This is a genomic window from Kroppenstedtia sanguinis, assembly GCF_050433445.1.
Classification (GTDB): domain Bacteria; phylum Bacillota; class Bacilli; order Thermoactinomycetales; family DSM-45169; genus Kroppenstedtia; species Kroppenstedtia sanguinis.
Map to the genome: position 1 here is coordinate 1 of NZ_JBNPXF010000036.1, position 17,605 is coordinate 17,605.

Annotated in this window: 14 protein-coding genes; 12 read left to right on the forward strand and 2 right to left on the reverse strand. The window is 51.5% G+C overall.

All coding sequences use genetic code 11. From position 1 onward, the window contains the following. Positions 1-522: aldehyde dehydrogenase family protein (locus JOD24_RS15375; RefSeq protein ID WP_429247291.1), on the forward strand; the 522-nt coding region annotated here is incomplete at its 5' end. 4 nt (positions 523-526) lie between these two features. Continuing rightward, a complete protein-coding gene (locus tag JOD24_RS15380) occupies positions 527-919 on the forward strand; it encodes a DUF779 domain-containing protein (protein ID WP_380163737.1) in 393 nt (130 codons plus the stop codon). Between the two features lie 49 nt (positions 920-968). Here the strand turns inward: JOD24_RS15380 and JOD24_RS15385 are convergent, their stop codons facing one another. Continuing rightward, positions 969-2,285, reverse strand: a complete 1,317-nt coding sequence (locus tag JOD24_RS15385) for a D-arabinono-1,4-lactone oxidase (protein WP_380163739.1) — start codon at positions 2,283-2,285, stop codon at positions 969-971. Next, positions 2,282-3,472: an amino acid deaminase/aldolase gene (locus JOD24_RS15390; protein ID WP_380163741.1), complete on the reverse strand. Its 1,191-nt coding sequence runs from the start codon at positions 3,470-3,472 to the stop codon at positions 2,282-2,284. The genes JOD24_RS15385 and JOD24_RS15390 overlap by 4 nt, the downstream gene beginning before the upstream one ends. A 420-nt stretch (positions 3,473-3,892) precedes the next feature. Here JOD24_RS15390 and JOD24_RS15395 point away from each other — a divergent pair, with 420 nt between their 5' ends. The 10 genes from JOD24_RS15395 to JOD24_RS15440 form a co-directional block, all read left to right on the forward strand. Further along, the gene (locus tag JOD24_RS15395) at positions 3,893-4,870 is read left to right on the forward strand and encodes an SDR family NAD(P)-dependent oxidoreductase (protein WP_380163743.1); all 978 of its coding nucleotides are present in this window, start codon (positions 3,893-3,895) and stop codon (positions 4,868-4,870) included. Positions 4,871-4,936: 66 nt separating this feature from the next. Continuing rightward, positions 4,937-5,773, forward strand: a complete 837-nt coding sequence (locus JOD24_RS15400) for a lipoate--protein ligase family protein (protein ID WP_380163745.1) — start codon at positions 4,937-4,939, stop codon at positions 5,771-5,773. Positions 5,774-6,114: 341 nt separating this feature from the next. Beyond that, positions 6,115-7,527 carry a hypothetical protein gene (locus JOD24_RS15405; RefSeq protein WP_380163787.1) on the forward strand — a complete coding sequence of 471 codons (1,413 nt, stop codon included), beginning with the start codon at positions 6,115-6,117 and terminating at the stop codon, positions 7,525-7,527. A 73-nt stretch (positions 7,528-7,600) separates the two neighbouring features. Continuing rightward, complete coding sequence (locus JOD24_RS15410) at positions 7,601-9,859, forward strand: DEAD/DEAH box helicase (protein ID WP_429247292.1); 2,259 nt, start codon at positions 7,601-7,603, stop codon at positions 9,857-9,859. Positions 9,860-9,940: 81 nt separating this feature from the next. Beyond that, positions 9,941-11,164 carry a ribonuclease H-like domain-containing protein gene (locus JOD24_RS15415; RefSeq protein WP_380163749.1) on the forward strand — a complete coding sequence of 408 codons (1,224 nt, stop codon included), beginning with the start codon at positions 9,941-9,943 and terminating at the stop codon, positions 11,162-11,164. An 87-nt stretch (positions 11,165-11,251) separates the two neighbouring features. Next, positions 11,252-13,162 carry a GH39 family glycosyl hydrolase gene (locus tag JOD24_RS15420; RefSeq protein ID WP_429247293.1) on the forward strand — a complete coding sequence of 637 codons (1,911 nt, stop codon included), beginning with the start codon at positions 11,252-11,254 and terminating at the stop codon, positions 13,160-13,162. A gap of 294 nt (positions 13,163-13,456) precedes the next feature. Then, a complete protein-coding gene (locus JOD24_RS15425; RefSeq protein ID WP_429247295.1) occupies positions 13,457-14,101 on the forward strand; it encodes a GH39 family glycosyl hydrolase in 645 nt (214 codons plus the stop codon). 446 nt (positions 14,102-14,547) lie between these two features. Further along, positions 14,548-16,839, forward strand: coding sequence for a glycoside hydrolase family 3 N-terminal domain-containing protein (locus JOD24_RS15430; protein WP_380163759.1), 2,292 nt, complete (start codon positions 14,548-14,550; stop codon positions 16,837-16,839). Positions 16,840-17,047: 208 nt separating this feature from the next. Further along, positions 17,048-17,230, forward strand: a complete 183-nt coding sequence (locus JOD24_RS15435) for a hypothetical protein (RefSeq protein WP_380163761.1) — start codon at positions 17,048-17,050, stop codon at positions 17,228-17,230. Between the two features lie 178 nt (positions 17,231-17,408). Further along, on the forward strand, positions 17,409-17,605 hold a 197-nt coding region (locus JOD24_RS15440), incomplete at its 3' end, for a hypothetical protein (RefSeq protein WP_429247294.1).

Genomic DNA, 17,605 nt, shown 5'->3' on the forward strand with positions numbered 1-17,605 from the left:
CCCCTGGATCCGCAAACGATGATGGGCGCGCAAGCCTCACGGGATCAGTTTGAGAAGATCATGAGCTACCTGGATATCGGGAAGCAGGAAGGGGCTCGGGTTTTGATCGGCGGGGAGGCTTACCGAAACGAATCCTATCCTGATGGTTTTTATGTGAAACCGACCATTTTTGAAGGAAACAACCGGATGCGCATCTTCCAGGAAGAGATCTTCGGACCAGTGGTATCTGTTACCACATTTAAGGATGAGCAAGAGTTGCTGGAGATCGCCAACGATACCCTGTACGGATTGGGTTCGGGACTCTGGACGAGAGATGTCCATCAGGCCTATCAGATCGCCCGCAAGATCGAAGCGGGTCGGGTCTGGATCAACTGTTATCATCAGTATCCAGCCCATGCGGCCTTCGGGGGATATAAACAATCGGGGATCGGGCGGGAGAATCACAAGATGATGCTGGAACATTACCAGCAGACGAAGAACCTGCTGATTTCCTATGATCAAAATCCGACAGGATTATTCTGAGCCGATGGAAGAGAAAAAAGCGATGGAGCGACTCCCCCGAGTTCTTGTCACCGAGGCAGCGGCACAAGTGATCGATCGGCTGCGGGAAGAGCATGGGGATCTGATGTTTCACCAGAGCGGAGGTTGTTGTGACGGATCGGCGCCGATGTGCTTCCGAAAAGGGGAGTTCCGGACAGGGATGAGTGATGTGCGTTTGGGAGAGGTTCACGGGTGTGACTTTTATATGTCCCGCTCCCAATTTGAATACTGGAAACATACCCAACTGACCGTGGATATCACAGAAGGACGGGGGGCCTCCTTCTCTTTGGAGATTCCCCTGGGGCTTCGTTTCCTGATCCGATCCCGTCCTTATACTGAGGAGGAACAGGAGCAACTGGCGCCGGTGGAAGAAGGATGAACGGTCAAAGAACGGGTCGACCAGCGGCCCGTTCTTTGTCATGGATGGTTTACAAACCGAAGATGCGTCGTAGATAGGGGTTGAGGAAGCGTCCGTCGGGATCCAGCTGATGCCGGATGTGTTGGAAGTCATGCCAGTGGGGATAAAGTTTGCTAAGTTCATCGGCTCCCAAGTGGTGCATCTTTCCCCAATGGGGGCGTCCTTCATGACGGAGGAAGATGTGTTCCATCGCTTGGAAGTATTCTTTGTAGGCCATCCCTTTGTACATATGGACGGCGACGAAGGCGGAGTCTCGACCGTAAGCGGGGCTGAGCCAGATGTCATCCCCTTTGACAAATCGGATTTCGATGGGGAAATGAACCTGGAACTGGTTTTCCTCCAGCGCTTGTTTCATCTCTTCGATCACTGCTGGCAGGGATGCAAAGGGAACGCTGTATTCCATCTCGTTAAATCGGACATGACGGGGGGTGGCAAAGAGGGATTGGCTGTTGCCGGTCTCTTCAAATTGAGGAACGCCCCAAGCGGAGATGCGGCTGACCGTCTGGCTGAAACGAGGGAAGATCCGGGCTCCCTCCGACAGGCACCAAAAGGCGCCGTTTTCCAGGACCCACTTGTTGAAGGAGCTCCACCATCCTTTGCGGGTGGGAGGAGCATCAGTCTTGTTCATAAACTTGGCCTGGACGGAGTCAGTATAGGGAAACCAGAAAAACTCAAAGTGCCGGTGATTCGATGGATACTCCTCCAACCGATTGACCACTTCAGCCAGTGGCAGTCGCTTGCTCTGAAAATGGAGGCGATACAAGGGTTCCACTCGCAAGCGAACTTGGCTGATGATCCCTAGACTCCCGATAGATACCCGGGCCGCTTGGTACAGGTTCGGATCTTGCTTTGCAGAGCATTCCCGGATCTGACCGTCGGCAGTGACCAGGGTGAGGGCCTCAACCTGCTGGGAGAGGTTTCCTAATCCCAGACCCGTACCATGGGTGCCGGTGCTGATAGCGCCGGCGATAGACTGGACATCGATATCTCCCAGGTTTTCCGGTGACCAGCCTTGTTGGAGGAGAGAGGCGCCCAGGGCTTTTAGCTTGGTTCCACCCAAGACAGACACTTGTTGTTGTTCAGAGTTCACGGTTTGCACACCCTGCATCCGGTCCAGGGAGACGAGGAGGGAATCTGTTTCTACCAGTGGGGTGAAGGAATGGCCAGAGCCGATCACCCGGATGGTGGTGCCCTTTTCCTGGGCCCGGTGGATGAGAGAGACTACCTCCTCTTCTGTGGTGGGGAAGGCGGCTTCCCGAGGGGTGAAGCGGACGGATCCGGACCAGTTGGTGCGAGTCTGGGGTTTGTTGTCCACGGCGGAGTTCATAGGAAACAGGCCCCCATTCCTCGGTATGTCGGATAGCGATCGATAGCTTCACCAGCGGAAATGATCCACAATTCGTTGAAATGCTCGCACAATTCTCCTGCCTTGGCATGGCGAAAAAAGACCGGATCTCCCAGAGAGAGACCGCCTTCTTTCAAGCGAAGGGGGGTCTGTACTTCACCAGCTCCTTCAAGGGAGGTTAATCGGGCTTCCGCTGGGAGATAAGGACGGGGAAGTCGATCTGCCCCCGCCGCACCGGAAGCGATGTAACCGCCTCCGGAGCAAGTGTAAATTCCCGGCCGGGGGTGACGGGTCACTTCCAGGGCGAAACCCGCCGCTGGTTGATAGCGAAAGGAATGGTAGTGATCAAAGAGGATGGGAGAGTAAAAACCGGAACCGACCGTCACCTCGGTCACCACATCCTCCTGGGCGGTTTCTGCTAGGCTCCCCGTCCCGCCACCATTGATGAAGCGGGGAGAAAGTCCCAATTCTCTCAGGGCGGTCGTCCATTCTTTACGAATGCGGGCGGCCCGGCGAATGGAATGTTTTTTCAACAGACGGACCCCCCCGTTTTTTAGCACTTGGCCGGGAACACGATCACCCACTCCAGCGACTTGGGCCTCATAACCCATGATCCCATCCAGTCGGAGGTGCTTGGCGTCGCGGATTTTTTTCGCTGTCTCCAGAAATGAATCCAGGGTGAATAAGGGAGAGCGATGGACGCCAAAATGAAGGCCCGGTAAGGAGACGGAAAGATCTATATCCAGGCAGACCGGGAGGCAAACCTCTTGTTCCCGCCCCACCTCCTCCAGTCGGTCCACGTGTGGGGGGGAATCCACCATCAGAGTGATCTCTTTTCCCGCTTGGACCTGGTTGGCGACGGAGCGCAACTTTTCCTTTTCCCAAGCCGGGTAGGCGACGAGCAGATCGTCGAATCCTTGTTCCGCCAAAAATACGGCTTCCGACGGGGAGTAACACATCACTCCCTGGAAGGGCGCGCCGGAATCCAGAATCCGTTGAAGCACAGGCACGCTGCGGATCGATTTGCTGGCGATCCGCACGTTCTTTCCACTGCTCCGATCTCGAATGTTCTTGATGTTTTCCTGCAACAGATCCAGGTCGAGAAAGGCAAAAGGTTTGGGAATATCGGAAAAGGCCTTTTTGTAATGGACATAGCGATTCTCACTCAAAATCAGGTCACCTCTTTTTCAGGAGAATCCATCCCTTCGATAAAACTGCTGAGAAAATAACACCCTTTCTAAAAGTTCCGTCTATAAATAGAATAATAGATGAGTGAGAAGAGTTCCAGTATAAAGAGAAATAACGATGAAAAGAGAGGGCGGGATGGGATGGTGGAGCTTCGCATGGAGTGATTTTGGGTCGTCAGAATAACGAAAACGACATGTGAAACCCCATCCCGACCGGCTGATTCCCAAGTATGGATTTACGAGATATGTGAAATCGGATCCCGAGGAACTTGGCGAACCTGAAATCCCAATGTCTTTAGACATCCAAGATTATTCTGAGGTGACTGCGGATATGACTGCCAAGGATTTTCCCTCCGTCAGGAGACGGGGAGCAAGAGAAAACCACGAGAGGAGTGGAAGAGGATGCGTGTGCTGGTGACAGGAGGAACAGGGTTTCTGGGAAGAAATTTGGTGCAACAGTTGCTGGAACGAGGAGATGAGGTGACTCTTCTGTACCGCCGGGAAGAAAAGCGGGAACGGTTGCCTGAGAAGATCCGCAGGGAGGTGCGTTTTTTTAAGGGGGATGTGCTGGAACCGGAATCACTGAGCGGTTGCACCCGGGGGATGGAGTGGGTATTTCATACCGCTGGGAATGTTGCTTGGGGGAGGGCTTTACGGAAAAACATGGGGAACAGTCATGTTCAGGGGACGAAAAATATGGTGAAGGAAGTGATGCGGGGGAATGTGAATCGGTTGATTCAGACGAGCTCTGCGGCGGCGGTGGGATTTTCCGACACCGGGAAACCGGTGGATGAAACCTTTCCTTTCAACGGAGATCGATTGAACAATGGATATGCCATGGCGAAACGGCAGGCGGAATGCATCGTGTTGGAAGAGACAGAAGCTGGCCGATTGCCAGGTGTGGTGGTCAACCCGAGCATTATTTTAGGGGAGGGCCGCCCGGGATTTGTGCGGGAGGTAGCCCAAGGAAAGTTACGATTCGCACCGGCAGGAGGTGTCAACCTCTGTGATGTGGCAGATGTGGTGGAAGGACATCTGGGAGCGGCAGAGAGGGGGAGAATCGGCGAACGGTACCTCCTGGGTGGGGCCAATTTGTCTCTGGCAGAGGCGTTTCAGATGATCGCCGATGCTGCCGGTGCAAATCGGAGAATCCAGACTCTTCCTCGATGGTTGGCGGTGGGAGGTGCGGCAGCAGGGGAGATCTATGGATATCTGAAGAAGAGAGAAGCCCCCCTGGCCTGGGATCTGGTTCGGCTGATGAACGGGGCCGTCTATTATGACTCTTCCAAAGCGGCAAGGGAGTTGGGCTACCGCTGGAAGCCTTTGCAGGAAACCATCGCCGACAGTGTGGAATGGATGCGAGAGCAGGGCCGCCTCTGATTCGGTTTGTGGATGTGTAATAGAAGCGGTAAAATAGTCTCGTATCTGAAAGGCAGGTGATGGAGGATGAGAGCCGGTATCTGGCGTCTCTTGCATACAGGAAACCATTCTAGTGCGGAAAACATGGCTATCGACGAGGCGATCCTGACTTCCGTCAGCAAAGGGGAATCCCCGCCCACCCTTCGTTTCTATGGGTGGGATCCTGCGACGCTGTCCATCGGTTATTTTCAACGTGTGGAGAAAGAAGTGAATCGGGAGCAGCTCCATGCCAAGGGACTGGGCTTGGTGCGTCGCCCCACAGGCGGACGGGCGGTCCTCCATGATCAGGAAGTTACCTACAGTGTGATCCTCGAGGAGGATTACCCAGGGATGCCCACTTCCGTAACCGCTTCCTACCGGGTACTCAGCACCGGGTTGCTGGAAGGGTTTCGGGAGTTAGGTTTGCAGGCGGAAATGGTCCCTCTGGAGACCGAGGCGGAGAAGGCGCAATATGCATCCATGGGGTCGGCGGCCTGTTTTGACTCCCCTTCTAACTATGAACTGGTGGTGGAAGGGAAAAAAGTGGCGGGCAGTGCCCAGACTCGGCAACGGGGTGTGATTATGCAGCATGGTTCCATTTTGTTGGATTTGGATGCGGACCTTCTCTTCGATGTCCTCAACTTTCCTTCAGAGAGGGTGAAGGAGCGGATGAAGCAAGGCTTTCTCAACAAAGCGGTGGCCATCAATCAGTTGCGGCAACCTCCGGTCTCCTTTGATGAAACAGTGCGTGCAATGACCCGAGGCTTTGAAAAGGGATTACAGATCCAGCTCAAACCTGGAGAATTAACCCCGCAGGAACAGAAGCTGACACAGGAATTGGTTTCATCCCGCTATGGACGGGATGAGTGGAATTTAAGAAGATAAACCAGGCGTGTTGATTAGTCATATTTTAGGTAGAAAATAAGGTGGGGATAGTGGGACGGTGAAGAGCCTTTGCGTTCTTGGCAAGAGATCGTAGCCGTCCCACCCTCCCCGTCCCCTCAAGCAATACTTTACGATGGGGGCAATGGGAAGAGCGAAACGATCCTTTCGCTCTTCCCATCATCCATTTTATGGTTTTTAATCAACAGCCTTGAAGATAAACGAATCTCTTCCGCAAGCCCCCGTCGATTCACGGCGGGGGCTTGCCCTTTCAAAGCATCACACCTTCCTTTTCAGTTCCATATGATGAACGACCATTCCTAGGAAAAAGGAAGGTGCCGAAAATGGGGCTGTCTGTGGCACACGGAACCTATGCTTTGGTAACCCTAGTCATTATCGGGGCCATGCTGTTCCGGCGTGGAGTGATCTTGCCCGCATGGATCGGAACCTGGCTGGTCGCCTGGCTATGGAAAGGGGATCTGGTGAACGGTTTTCAGGCTGTTTTTAATGCCAACCTAGTGGCAGCACGGGAATTGTTCAGTATCTTTCTGATCATTGCCTTCATGGTGGGACTGTTACGCTCCCTGGAGGATCTGGGTGCCGACCGGTTGATGGTGGCACCGGTGCAACGATTGATGGTGAACGCTCATCTTTCCTACTTTATACTGGCCGGGGTGACCTATATTTTGTCCCTGTTTTTTTGGCCGACACCGGCGGTCCCTCTGATTGGAGCCTTGTTGTTGCCACCAGCCATCCGGGCGGGACTTCCGGCTATCGGTGGAGCGGTGGCGATCTCCCTGGCTGGTCAAGGGATGGCCCTTTCATCAGATTATGTCATGCAGGTGGCTCCCATGTTAAGTGCCAAGGCCGCCGGGGTGAGTTCAGCAGCTGTGGCGGAGCGGGCCTGGATTCTCTCCTGGATTACCGGATGGGTTGCTCTCGGGTGGGCTTATTTTGTCTTGCGAAAACAAATTAGGAAGAAGGATCAGACGACACCGAGGACGAAGCTGAACTTCCGACAGAATGAGGAGGAATTCCGTTTTTTGCGTGTGAAGGATACAACGGTTTGGGGACGGGTCTTTGCGGTGTGGGTTCCCTTGTCGTTGTTGGGTGTCATGGTTTATATGGCCACCTCCAAATCAGGGAGGCCATCGATGGCGGGTTTGGGAGGAGCTGCTTTGATCGGAGGCGTGGCGGCGATATTGTTGACCGCATCCACCGTCGCCTATGCGCGGATCCAAGCTTTGGACCGGATCAGTGACCATCTGGTGGCGGGTTTTTTGTTCGCCTTTCGCACGATGGGACCGGTGGTGCCCATCGCTGGATTCTTCTTTCTCGGGAGCGGGGATTTTTCCGGGGAGATCCTGACTGCAGGGAAGGATGCTCCCTCCTTCCTGTTTGACTTGGTTCAGGCGGGGCAGAACCTGATTCCCGATCACGGGGTTTTGACTACATTTGGCATCTTGATCGTCGGTATGATCACAGGTCTGGACGGATCCGGTTTTTCCGGGCTCCCCTTAACGGGAGGACTAGCGGGAGCCTTGGCCACCCCTTCGGGGATGGACCCTGTCACTTTGGCTGCCGTGGGTCAGATGGGCAGTATCTGGACCGGGGGTGGGACGATCATCGCCTGGTCTTCGTTGATGGCGGTGGCAGGTTTTGCCGGAGTATCGGTGATGGAGTTGGTTCGCAGGAATTTCCTCCCCGTGTTGGCGGGCTTGATCCTGTCCACTCTGGTGGCCGTGTGGATTTGGTAAAAGCGGGAGCAGGTCCCTCTTGATTCCCGAACGTGTTTTCGGTATCCTCCGGGTAGAGAGAGGAGACAGAGGGATGAATGCCAAGATGTGGATCGAGCAGTGCAAAAACCGGGTGGACATTCGGGACCGGGTGACGCGGTGGGAGACGATACCGGCCCAACCGGCACAGGTTGCCGATTTTCCCCAAGAATTGCATTCGGATCTGAAGGAGGTGTTGCAGCAACGGGGGATTGAGCGTCTGTATACACACCAGGCAGCGGCAGTGGAAGCCAGTCTGGAGGGAAAGCATGTGGTGATCGTCACCCCGACCGCCTCGGGGAAGACACTCTGCTACAATCTACCCGTTCTGCACCGGATCCTGGAAGAACCGGAAGCCCGGGCTTTGTATATCTTTCCGACGAAAGCCCTTGCCTATGATCAGTTAAAAGAGTTAAACGCGATGATAGAGGCATTGGATCGGGGAATCAAAGGATATACCTATGACGGGGACACCCCTCCTGCTGCCCGGCAAATGATTCGCCGGGCGGGCCATCTGGTGGTGACCAATCCTGATATGTTGCACCAAGCGGTTCTGCCTCATCATACCAAGTGGGTGAAGTTGTTTGAAAACCTTCGCTACATTGTTATTGACGAACTTCATGCATATCGGGGAGTATTTGGTAGCCACTTTGCCAATGTACTTCGTCGGTTGAAACGGATCTGCCGCCATTACGGTTCGGATCCGCAGTTTATCCTGTCCTCAGCTACGATCGCCAATCCTGTAGAATTTGCAGAAAAATTGGTGGGAGTTCCTGTCCATTTAGTCGATCAAAACGGAGCCCCCAGCGACGAGAAGCATTTTGTCTTTTTCAATCCGCCGGTGGTCAACTCCGCCCTCGGAATTCGGCGCAGCAGTGTATTAGAAGCGAAAACCTTGGCGGAGGAATTGATCCGAAACGATGTGCAGACGATTGTGTTCGCCCGTTCCCGGGTGCGTGTGGAGGTGCTTCTCACCTATCTGCAAAAAAGGTTGCCGGATCAGGTGCGAGGCTATCGCGGTGGATATCTCCCCACCCAGCGACGGCAGATTGAAGAAGGTCTGCGCAAGGGGGAGATCCGTGGGGTGGTCAGTACCAATGCGTTGGAACTGGGGATCGATATCGGAGAACTGGAAGCGTGTGTCATCTGCGGATATCCGGGGACCGTCGCCAGTACCTGGCAACAGGCGGGACGTGCGGGGCGTCGGCAGGGAGCCTCTATTACTTTTCTGGTAGCTTCTAGCAATCCTCTGGACCAGTATATGATCGAACATCCGGAGTATTTTTTGCAACGGACGCCGGAACATGCGCTCATCCAGCCGGACAACCTGGTGATTCTGGTGAATCACATCAAATGCGCCGCCTATGAACTTCCCTTTGTCGAGGGGGAAGAGTTTGGTGTGGCCACTACAGAAGAAGTGCTGGATTTCCTGGTGGAGGAACGAATTCTGCACCGGTCAGGGGGGCGTTGGTATTGGATGGATCAATCCTTTCCTGCCAAAGAGATCAGTCTGCGTTCCGCCGCTCAGGAGAATTTCGTCATCATCGATATTAGCGAGACACAGCACCGCGTTCTGGGGGAGGTAGATCGGTTTAGCGCTCCGACGTTGATTCACGAAGAGGCGATTTATCTTCATGAGGGCGTTCAGTATCAGGTAGAAAAACTGGACTATGAAGAGAAAAAGGCCTTCGTACGAAAGGTGGATGTAGATTATTACACCGATGCCAATCTGGCGGTTCAGCTCCGGGTGTTGGAAGTAGAGCGAACAGAGAGCGATGGGCCCAATCGGGAAAAGGCGATGGGGGAAGTGACGGTAAATGCGCTGGCGACTCTGTTTAAAAAGATCAAGTTCGGCACCCATGAAAATATCGGCAGTGGTCCGATCCAGCTTCCGGAGGAGGAGATGCACACCACTGCTTATTGGCTGACGGCGGGGGAAGAGATCGCCTCCCGGTTGGGTCGGGAAGATCTGCAATCCGGATTGGTGGGACTGAGCCATGTTCTCTCCCATTTGGCCCCTCTGTACCTGATGTGTGATCCGCGGGATTTGGGTGTGGTTACTCAGATCAAAGCGATTCATTCCGGAAAACCAACGATTTTTCTGTATGATAAATATCCCGGAGGCGTGGGGCTCAGTGAGAAACTTTTTGAACTGCACCGGGAGTTGCTCTATATCTCCCGGGAACATATCCGTCGCTGTCCCTGTGAAGAAGGGTGCCCATCCTGTACGGGACCCGCAGTAGAGACCGGAAGCCAGGGAAAAAGCTTGACTTTGACTTTGTTGGATTCCCTGCTGGAGGAGCAGGAGCTGTGAAATCATTCCAGACATCGCTTTTTCCCTCGATGGAAGATACAATGGGAGCATCAGATCCAATGGAAACCGGGAGTGATGGGGATGTCCCTGCGTGATCGGTTGCGGATGCACTTTAAAGATCAAAAGAAACCGGCCCCGGTGCCGGCATCTCCCGCCGGTGATGGGAAGGCTCCCTTTTCCGGTTTCCTCCGTCGGGAGCAGGAGAAGGGTGTCTATCTGCACCGGCAAAAGGTTTATCCCTTAGAGAAGCGGGCGGGGATCTATTCTCTGGGAGAGCTGTCGGGGAGCCAGATGGGTGCTTCTCCATTATGGCCAGAAGGAGTCGGAGAGAGAGCAGTGGAAGACCTGCTCTTTTTTGATACTGAAACGACGGGGCTGGGGACAGGTGCCGGCAACCTGATTTTTTTGTACGGAATCGGGTATTATCGGCAGGATTCTTTTATTGTGGAGCACTTTTTTTTACCCCAGGTGGAGGGAGAATCGGCGTTGCTGGAAGATTTTCTGGAGCGGCTCTCCTCTTTTTCCGTGGTGGTGACTTATAACGGAAAGGCCTTTGACTGGAATCAGTTAAGAACACGGGCTACTGTTCACCACATTCCCTGGATCGAGGACAAGATACACTGTGATCTTTTATATCCCAGCCGTCGGCTTTGGAGAGAACAACTTCCCTCCTGTCGGTTACAGGAAGTGGAATCGTCCCGACTGGGTGTGAAACGTTTGGATGATGTTCCAGGGCATTTGGCTCCGGTGCTTTATTTCGATTATTTGAAGGGAGGCGATCCTGCTGGAATGGAAGGGGTGTTCCGTCATAACGAACAGGATGTCCTTTCCCTCGTCTCTTTGTGGATCCATCTCAATTACCTGAGTACCGGAAAGATCCAGCCCACTCACCCCGCCGAATGGCTCGCCCTGGGGAACTGGTGGCGGGAACGGGATTCAAAAGGAGCTCTCGCCAGATATTCCGAGATCCATACCCGGCGGGAGGTCCCCCTCCGTTATAGAAGGGAAGCTTTCCGCGGCGCCTCCTCGTTACTGAAGCAGCAGGGGGAATGGGAAGCTGCCCAGGGCCTATGGAGGACGTGGATGGAAGAAGACCGTCTCAACCCGGAGCCTTGTGTAGAATTATCCAAGCACTTTGAACATCGGACACGGGAGATGAAGCGGGCGTATCAAATGGCATTGGAAGCGAAGGCACGTTTGTCGAAACGGACACGGATGGGACCAGGGGGCCACGGGCGAGAGTGGGATGACTTGAACCACCGTCTCCAGCGGTTGGAGAAAAAGGGAAGTAGCTGCCTGTTTTAAATATCCCATGGCTGGGTGTGCCTGCTTTTTTGGTTGATCATCGGGGATCATTGAACAAACATCCAGAAGCTCTGGGGGGAGAATGGGATGGCTCATTCAACTTACGAAATCGTCGAAACAAGTGACATGATACCCTTTGACGTATCCCTTCACTATGTGAATTATGTTCCGAGGCACTGGCATCACAGCATTGAAATCATTTTCGTTCTGCGGGGAAAGCTGGAAGTTACAGTGGATCATGAGACACATCCCCTCACCGAAGGGGATGTTTTATTAATTAATCAAAATCATGTTCATGAGGTTATCGGACTGAGCAGCAATATCATTGCAACTTATCTGATTCCCATGTCCTATCTCAAGAAAAGGATCCACGGGATTGAGACTTTTGAATTTGATTGTCATATGAGCAGTGTAGACGCAGGAAAAAGATCCTCGCTAGATAAAATCCGTCAATTACTGGCGAAAATCGTTCAATTAAAACAGCAAAAAGGTGAAGCCTTCGAACTGGAGATGCAAGCAAGGCTGTTGGATGTATTTGCGATCCTGATGAAACAATTTAAGACGATGCCCACAGGTACTTCAGTCAATGAAAAGCATATGGAACGAATGCTACGAATCATTTCATTTATTGATGAACATTATCGCGAATCGATGACTCTGCAAAGGATTTCCGAACAAGAATATCTCTCGGTTCCTTATTTGTCTAAGTTTTTCCGGGAACATATCGGAGAAAATTTCCGCAAGTATTTAACCAGTATCCGGTTGAAAAATGCAGTGGAAGATTTATTGAGTCATCCAACCCAACCGATTGTGGAGGTGGCGATGGCCCATGGATTTCCTAATGCAAAGTCTTTTTATTCCGCATTTAAAAGCAGATATCATATGACGCCTCACACATACAGGGAACATTACCGCCGGGGGAGTAACGATTGCAAGGAGGGAAATTCCTTGGCCAATTATTTGAGTTTCAATCCCTCCAATGCACTGGGAATCCTGCATCAATATTTGCGGTCAGATGGCTCCTTTCCAGTGGAGGAAGTGTATTCTTTTGAAACCAAGAGACATCAGGTGGATCTGGATGATGCCCATGGCACTCCGATTCGACATACATGGAAAAACCTGATGACGATTGGAAAAGCGAAAGAAGGGCTCTATGCTGATGTTCAGGAGCAATTAAGATATGTCCAAGAGAAAATCTCTTTTCGCTATTTGCGTTTTCACGGAATATTTGACGATGACATGATGGTCTATGGTGAAGATCCCGCAGGGAATCCGCAATTCAACTTTAGGTATGTGGATCAATGGTTTGATTTTTTGTTATCCATCGGTTTAAAACCATTTGTCGAATTGGGATTTATGCCATCAGACCTTGCGTCTGACAAGAGCAAAACCGTATTTTACAATCCGAGTTATACGAGCCCGCCAAAATCTTTGGACAAATGGTGTGAATGGGTGGATGGTTTCTTACGGCATTGCATCAATCGTTACGGGATCAAAGAAGTGGAGAATTGGAAGTTTGAGTTTTGGAACGAGCCAGAGGTATACGTATTCTGGTCTGGGACGGAGGCAGAGTACCGGGAATTTTACCGTTGTACTTACGAAACGATCAAAGGGATCTCAACCCGTCTGCAGGTGGGAGCATCCGCAGGGACGATTCCCCAACTCACTTCGGTGGCTTCTCGGGACGTATTTTTCAGCTTTTGTCGAAACCACCAATGTTTGCCGGATTTTATCCCGGTCCATTTCTATCCCCATGACCCTGGGGAGGCCCGAACCGAGCAGGAATGGATCGATCTTCTTCCGTTGCAGTTTGATCCGAATTTGATCAAGGAATTTATTCCGATTTCATCAGATCCTGATTTTTTGAAAAGGATATTGGCTGAGGAAAAAGAAGGGCTGTCCGCTCAGAACCTCTCCCATTTGGATCTCTATCTGACAGAATGGAACGCAACTGCATGTCATCGGGAATTGACAAATGATACGCTACAGGCGTGTTGATTAGCCATATTTTGGGTGGGGAGATCGTGTTCTACCACGCTCCGGTTGCCATCCAGCAAGGAAGTGAAAACTGGCCGCTCCAAATCTGACCATCGGGCAGGGGCAAAGCCTTACGGAAGCAACACAGGGAAGATGTTGCCCCTAAACGCCCTCCCTCCAGATTCTCCGCTGGGTAGGATGGCTACCTTTATTCCAGGGCTTCAGCCCATCGAGATTGTAGTGCCTGTGGCGCAAAGGTCGCTTTGGCAGCACACGACTCCCTTCCGCCGCCCATTTTCTGGTTAATCAACAGCCCTGGATACGCTATATAAAGCGGCCTACATCGCCAAAAATCTTGTGGAGAATCTGGACAGTGTCAGTGGATTTGGATATTGGATGCTTAGTGACCAAGTGGAAGAGACGGCGGCTTCCCCGCAGTTATTTCACGGAGGGTTGGGATTGATGGCCCCATATGGCATTCCCAAGGCCGGCTTGTTTGCATATGAATTGTTGGCGAAATTAGGGGACCGGTTGATCTGCAAAGGGGAAGGTTTTATAGTGACAGCAGGATGTCACGGCTATCAAGTTTTAACCTATAACTATTGTCATTTTGATGACCTGTATGCCTCTGGAGATACGTCTTTCATACACACCACCTGCCGTTACAATGCCTTTAAGGATAAGAAAACAGTGAAGAGGGAGATCCAATTCACAGGACTGTCTGAGGGAAAATATCGGATGGTCACCTATCGCATCGACCGTCAGCATGGAAGCAGTTTTGATCGATGGGTGGAAATGGGGGCTCCTGAAGAATTATCGGCAGAGGATATTCACTATTTGAAAGTTAGTACCCGTCCCCAATTGCACACCAGGTATGTGGAAGTGGAAGGCCACTTGAACTATGTGTCCACATTGGAACCTCATGGGGTGGAACTTATGGAGTTGCAAAGGGTTTATTGATAAGTGTGTCAATAAGTATATGGATGGGGCCAGGGCTGTGATGAACCCTCAAGTGGATGATGAGAACGAAACGACCCTTTCGCTCTTCCCCTTGCCCCATCGTAAAATATGGTTTGAAGGGACGGGGATAGTGGGACGGATCCGATCTCTTGCAAAGAGCGCAAAGGCTCTTCACCGTCCCACCATCCCGACCTTAGTTCCTACCTAAAATATGGCGCATCAACACGCCTGGGATGGGGTCAATTTTGGGTGTGTCTATTCTTAAGCTGTGACGGATGCAAAAGAGATTAAAAATGAACATAGATCTGCACAAGAAGTGACCTGTCTGTAAAAAGGTCGCTTTCTTTATCATTGAATTGTAATCGTTTTCAGTCGAGTGGAGAAGAATTAAATCGACCGGGAGACCGCAAAGGAAATCACAATTCATAATTAGGAGGTTGTAAACCATGAAGGATAAAAGCAAATTCATCGACCTGGATGTTTCTATCAGATACGTCGAGAATGAAGAGGGGCCCACGCTTGCTTATTCTGAAACATCCGGCGTCTCCATCTTGAAACAAGAGGGTCTGTTCTTCAAAGACCTCAATCAAGATGGGAAGTTGGACAAATATGAGGACTGGCGATTACCGCCGGAAGAACGTGCACGGGATTTGGCTTCCAAACTGTCTGTGGAAGAAATCGCGGGCTTGATGCTTCACAGCAGTCATCAAATCATCCCGTCCGTAAGCGGGAACTTTTTCGGGGCAACCACTTATGGTGGAAAATCCTATGAAGAGAGTGGTGCTAAGCCTTGGGATTTGACAGACCAACAGCTGGCTTACTTAAAGAAGAACTACATTCGTCATATGTTGATCATGATGGTAGATAGTCCTGAAACAGCGGCCCGCTGGAATAACCGTCTGCAAGCTGTTGCAGAGGGAGAGGGCTTCGGTATTCCCGTAAACAATAGTTCAGACCCGCGCCACGGCTTTGATATGAGCGCCGAATTTAATGCGGGGGCAGGCTCTGCCGCCCAGGTGTCACGCTGGCCGGAAACGCTGGGATTGGCGGCTACATTCGATCCGAATTTGATGCGCAAATTCGGAGAGATCGCCGCCAAAGAATATCGTGCTCTGGGGATGACAACAGCCTTATCACCACAGATTGATATCGCCACCGATCCGCGCTGGTTCCGTTTTAGTGGTACCTTCGGTGAGGATCCACGTCTGTCCACGGATATGGGGCGGGCATATGTGGACGGATTCCAGACCTCCGAGGGTAAAAATGAATGGGCGGACGGTTGGGGCAGGGATAGCGTAAATGCCATGGTGAAGCATTGGCCGGGTGGAGGCTCAGGGGAAGGGGGCCGGGATGCGCATTTTGCTTGTGGAAAGTATGCGGTATACCCAGGAAACAACTTTGCGGAGCATCTGAAACCCTTCCTCGATGGTGCTTTTAAATTGGAGGGAAAGACAGGGCAGGCCTCCGCGATCATGCCATACTATACGATCTCATACAATCAAGACCAAAAAAATGGGGAGAATGTTGGCAACGCATACAACTCCTATTTAATTACGGATTTACTGCGGGAACAATACGGCTACGATGGGGTGGTCTGCACCGATTGGTTGATTACAGAGGATGGGGGTGAGCAACAAGATGCGATCATGACAGGCAAGTCATGGGGAGTCGAGCACCTCTCTGTCGAGGAGCGGATCTACAAGCTAATCATGGCAGGTGTAGACCAATTTGGCGGTAACACCGAATTGAGGCCTGTGCTGGAGGCTTATCAAATAGGTGTTGAAGAACATGGGGAAGCGTTTATGAGAGCACGATTTGAACAATCAGCCGTTCGTTTGTTGATAAACATTTTTCGGGTGGGCTTGTTCGAAAATCCTTACCTAAAATCCGAGGAAAGCAGGCAGACAGTCAGCTGTCCGGAGTTTCTGCAGGCGGGTTACGAAGCACAACAGAAATCGGTTGTTCTCTTGAAAAACAAGGGACAGGTACTTCCGATCCCAGAACGCAAAAAAGTTTACATTCCGAAACGGCGCTTACCTGCCGGAGTCAATTGGTTTGGTGCTCCGACGCCGGAAAAGCTGGAATACCCCATCGATTTGGATGTCGTATCTAATTACTTCGATGTAACCGACCGTCCAGACGAAGCAGACTTCGGTTTGGTGTTTATTGAAACTCCGGATTCGGGAATTGGTTACAGCAGGGAAGATTTAGAAAAAGGGGGCAATGGTTATGTTCCCATCAGCCTTCAATACAAGCCCTATACCGCCGAATTTGCTCGTGAACGCAGCATAGCCGGTGATCCGGGGGGAAACGACGATCGTTCCTATCAAGGAAAAACGGTGGCAACACGAAATTCACAGGATTTGGAGGCTGTTCTCGAAACAAGGGAAAGGATGCGAGGAAAGCCGGTGATTGTATCACTGTTGCAGTCCAAGCCGACCATTGTCGCAGAACTAGAAGCGGCAGCCGATGTCATCATCACCCACTTCGGCGTGGAAGATTCGGTGATAATGGAACTGCTAAGAGGTGTTTTCGAACCCTCAGGCTTGCTGCCGTTTCAGATGCCTATGGATATCAAGACGGTAGAAGAGCAGTTAGAAGACGTTGCGCATGATTTGGAGTGTCATGTGGATTCAGAAAACCATGTCTATGATTTTGGATTTGGACTGAATTGGAGTGGAGTCATTCGCGATTCACGAACGGAAAAATATAAAATTTATCCGCGTTCGTTGAATTAATAGAGTGACAGGGTTCGAGGTGGCAGATATAATAAGAGGGATGATAGAATCCTAGCTTATATAGACTATCGCTGTTGCGAAGACGGTTCCCCGTTGTTTCATTGGGAACTGTCGGTTGGGAGTAGACAAAGCTCTTAAGTAACTTTTTGCTGATCGAAGGATTTTAAATTGGACAAGAGGAGTGATTACGATCCCTGGAGCCCAACCTATGCAACCGGATTGGATGAACCAACTGATCATCCCTTTGGGAGCGGATTTATTCCTGTTTTTGGTAAAAGCTCTAATTGTCGCTTTCGTGGCATCCTGGCTACTCAATAAGTATGCCAAACCCTTTTTTCCGAAACGAAAGGTAGAGGAACAGAAGGTGGAGGAACAAAGTGCAAATTCATAATTGGAGAAGAGGTTGCGGCTGCTGGCGGGCTAAAGGTCAGCGGCTGTTTTTGTTTTAGCTTAATACCTATCACGTCCAGTCTATTCCGATGAGTGAAGGGAGTTTAAGAACAAGGAGTTTGTGGCTGAAAAATGGCAAATCCTCAGGGCTAACCGAAAACGGGAGGTGGAAGGGAGTCGTGTGTTGCCATAGCGAGACCTGGGAGCGGAAGCGACCTTATGTGCCACAGGCACTACAATCTGAGATCGAGGATGCGCCACAGGCACTACAATCTGAGATCGAGGATGCGCCACAGGCACTACAATCTGAAATTGAGGATGCGCCACAGGCACTACAATCTGAAATTGAGGATGCGCCACAGGCACTACAATCTGA

Coding starts and splice junctions, on each gene's coding strand:
- JOD24_RS15415 (WP_380163749.1), top strand. CDS start 9,941: ATGTCCCTGCGTGATCGGTTGCGGATGCACTTTAAAGATCAAAAGAAA.
- JOD24_RS15395 (WP_380163743.1), top strand. CDS start 3,893: ATGCGTGTGCTGGTGACAGGAGGAACAGGGTTTCTGGGAAGAAATTTG.
- JOD24_RS15435 (WP_380163761.1), top strand. CDS start 17,048: ATGCAACCGGATTGGATGAACCAACTGATCATCCCTTTGGGAGCGGAT.
- JOD24_RS15430 (WP_380163759.1), top strand. CDS start 14,548: ATGAAGGATAAAAGCAAATTCATCGACCTGGATGTTTCTATCAGATAC.
- JOD24_RS15385 (WP_380163739.1), bottom strand. CDS start 2,285: ATGAACTCCGCCGTGGACAACAAACCCCAGACTCGCACCAACTGGTCC.
- JOD24_RS15400 (WP_380163745.1), top strand. CDS start 4,937: ATGAGAGCCGGTATCTGGCGTCTCTTGCATACAGGAAACCATTCTAGT.
- JOD24_RS15380 (WP_380163737.1), top strand. CDS start 527: ATGGAAGAGAAAAAAGCGATGGAGCGACTCCCCCGAGTTCTTGTCACC.
- JOD24_RS15410 (WP_429247292.1), top strand. CDS start 7,601: ATGAATGCCAAGATGTGGATCGAGCAGTGCAAAAACCGGGTGGACATT.
- JOD24_RS15420 (WP_429247293.1), top strand. CDS start 11,252: ATGGCTCATTCAACTTACGAAATCGTCGAAACAAGTGACATGATACCC.
- JOD24_RS15405 (WP_380163787.1), top strand. CDS start 6,115: ATGGGGCTGTCTGTGGCACACGGAACCTATGCTTTGGTAACCCTAGTC.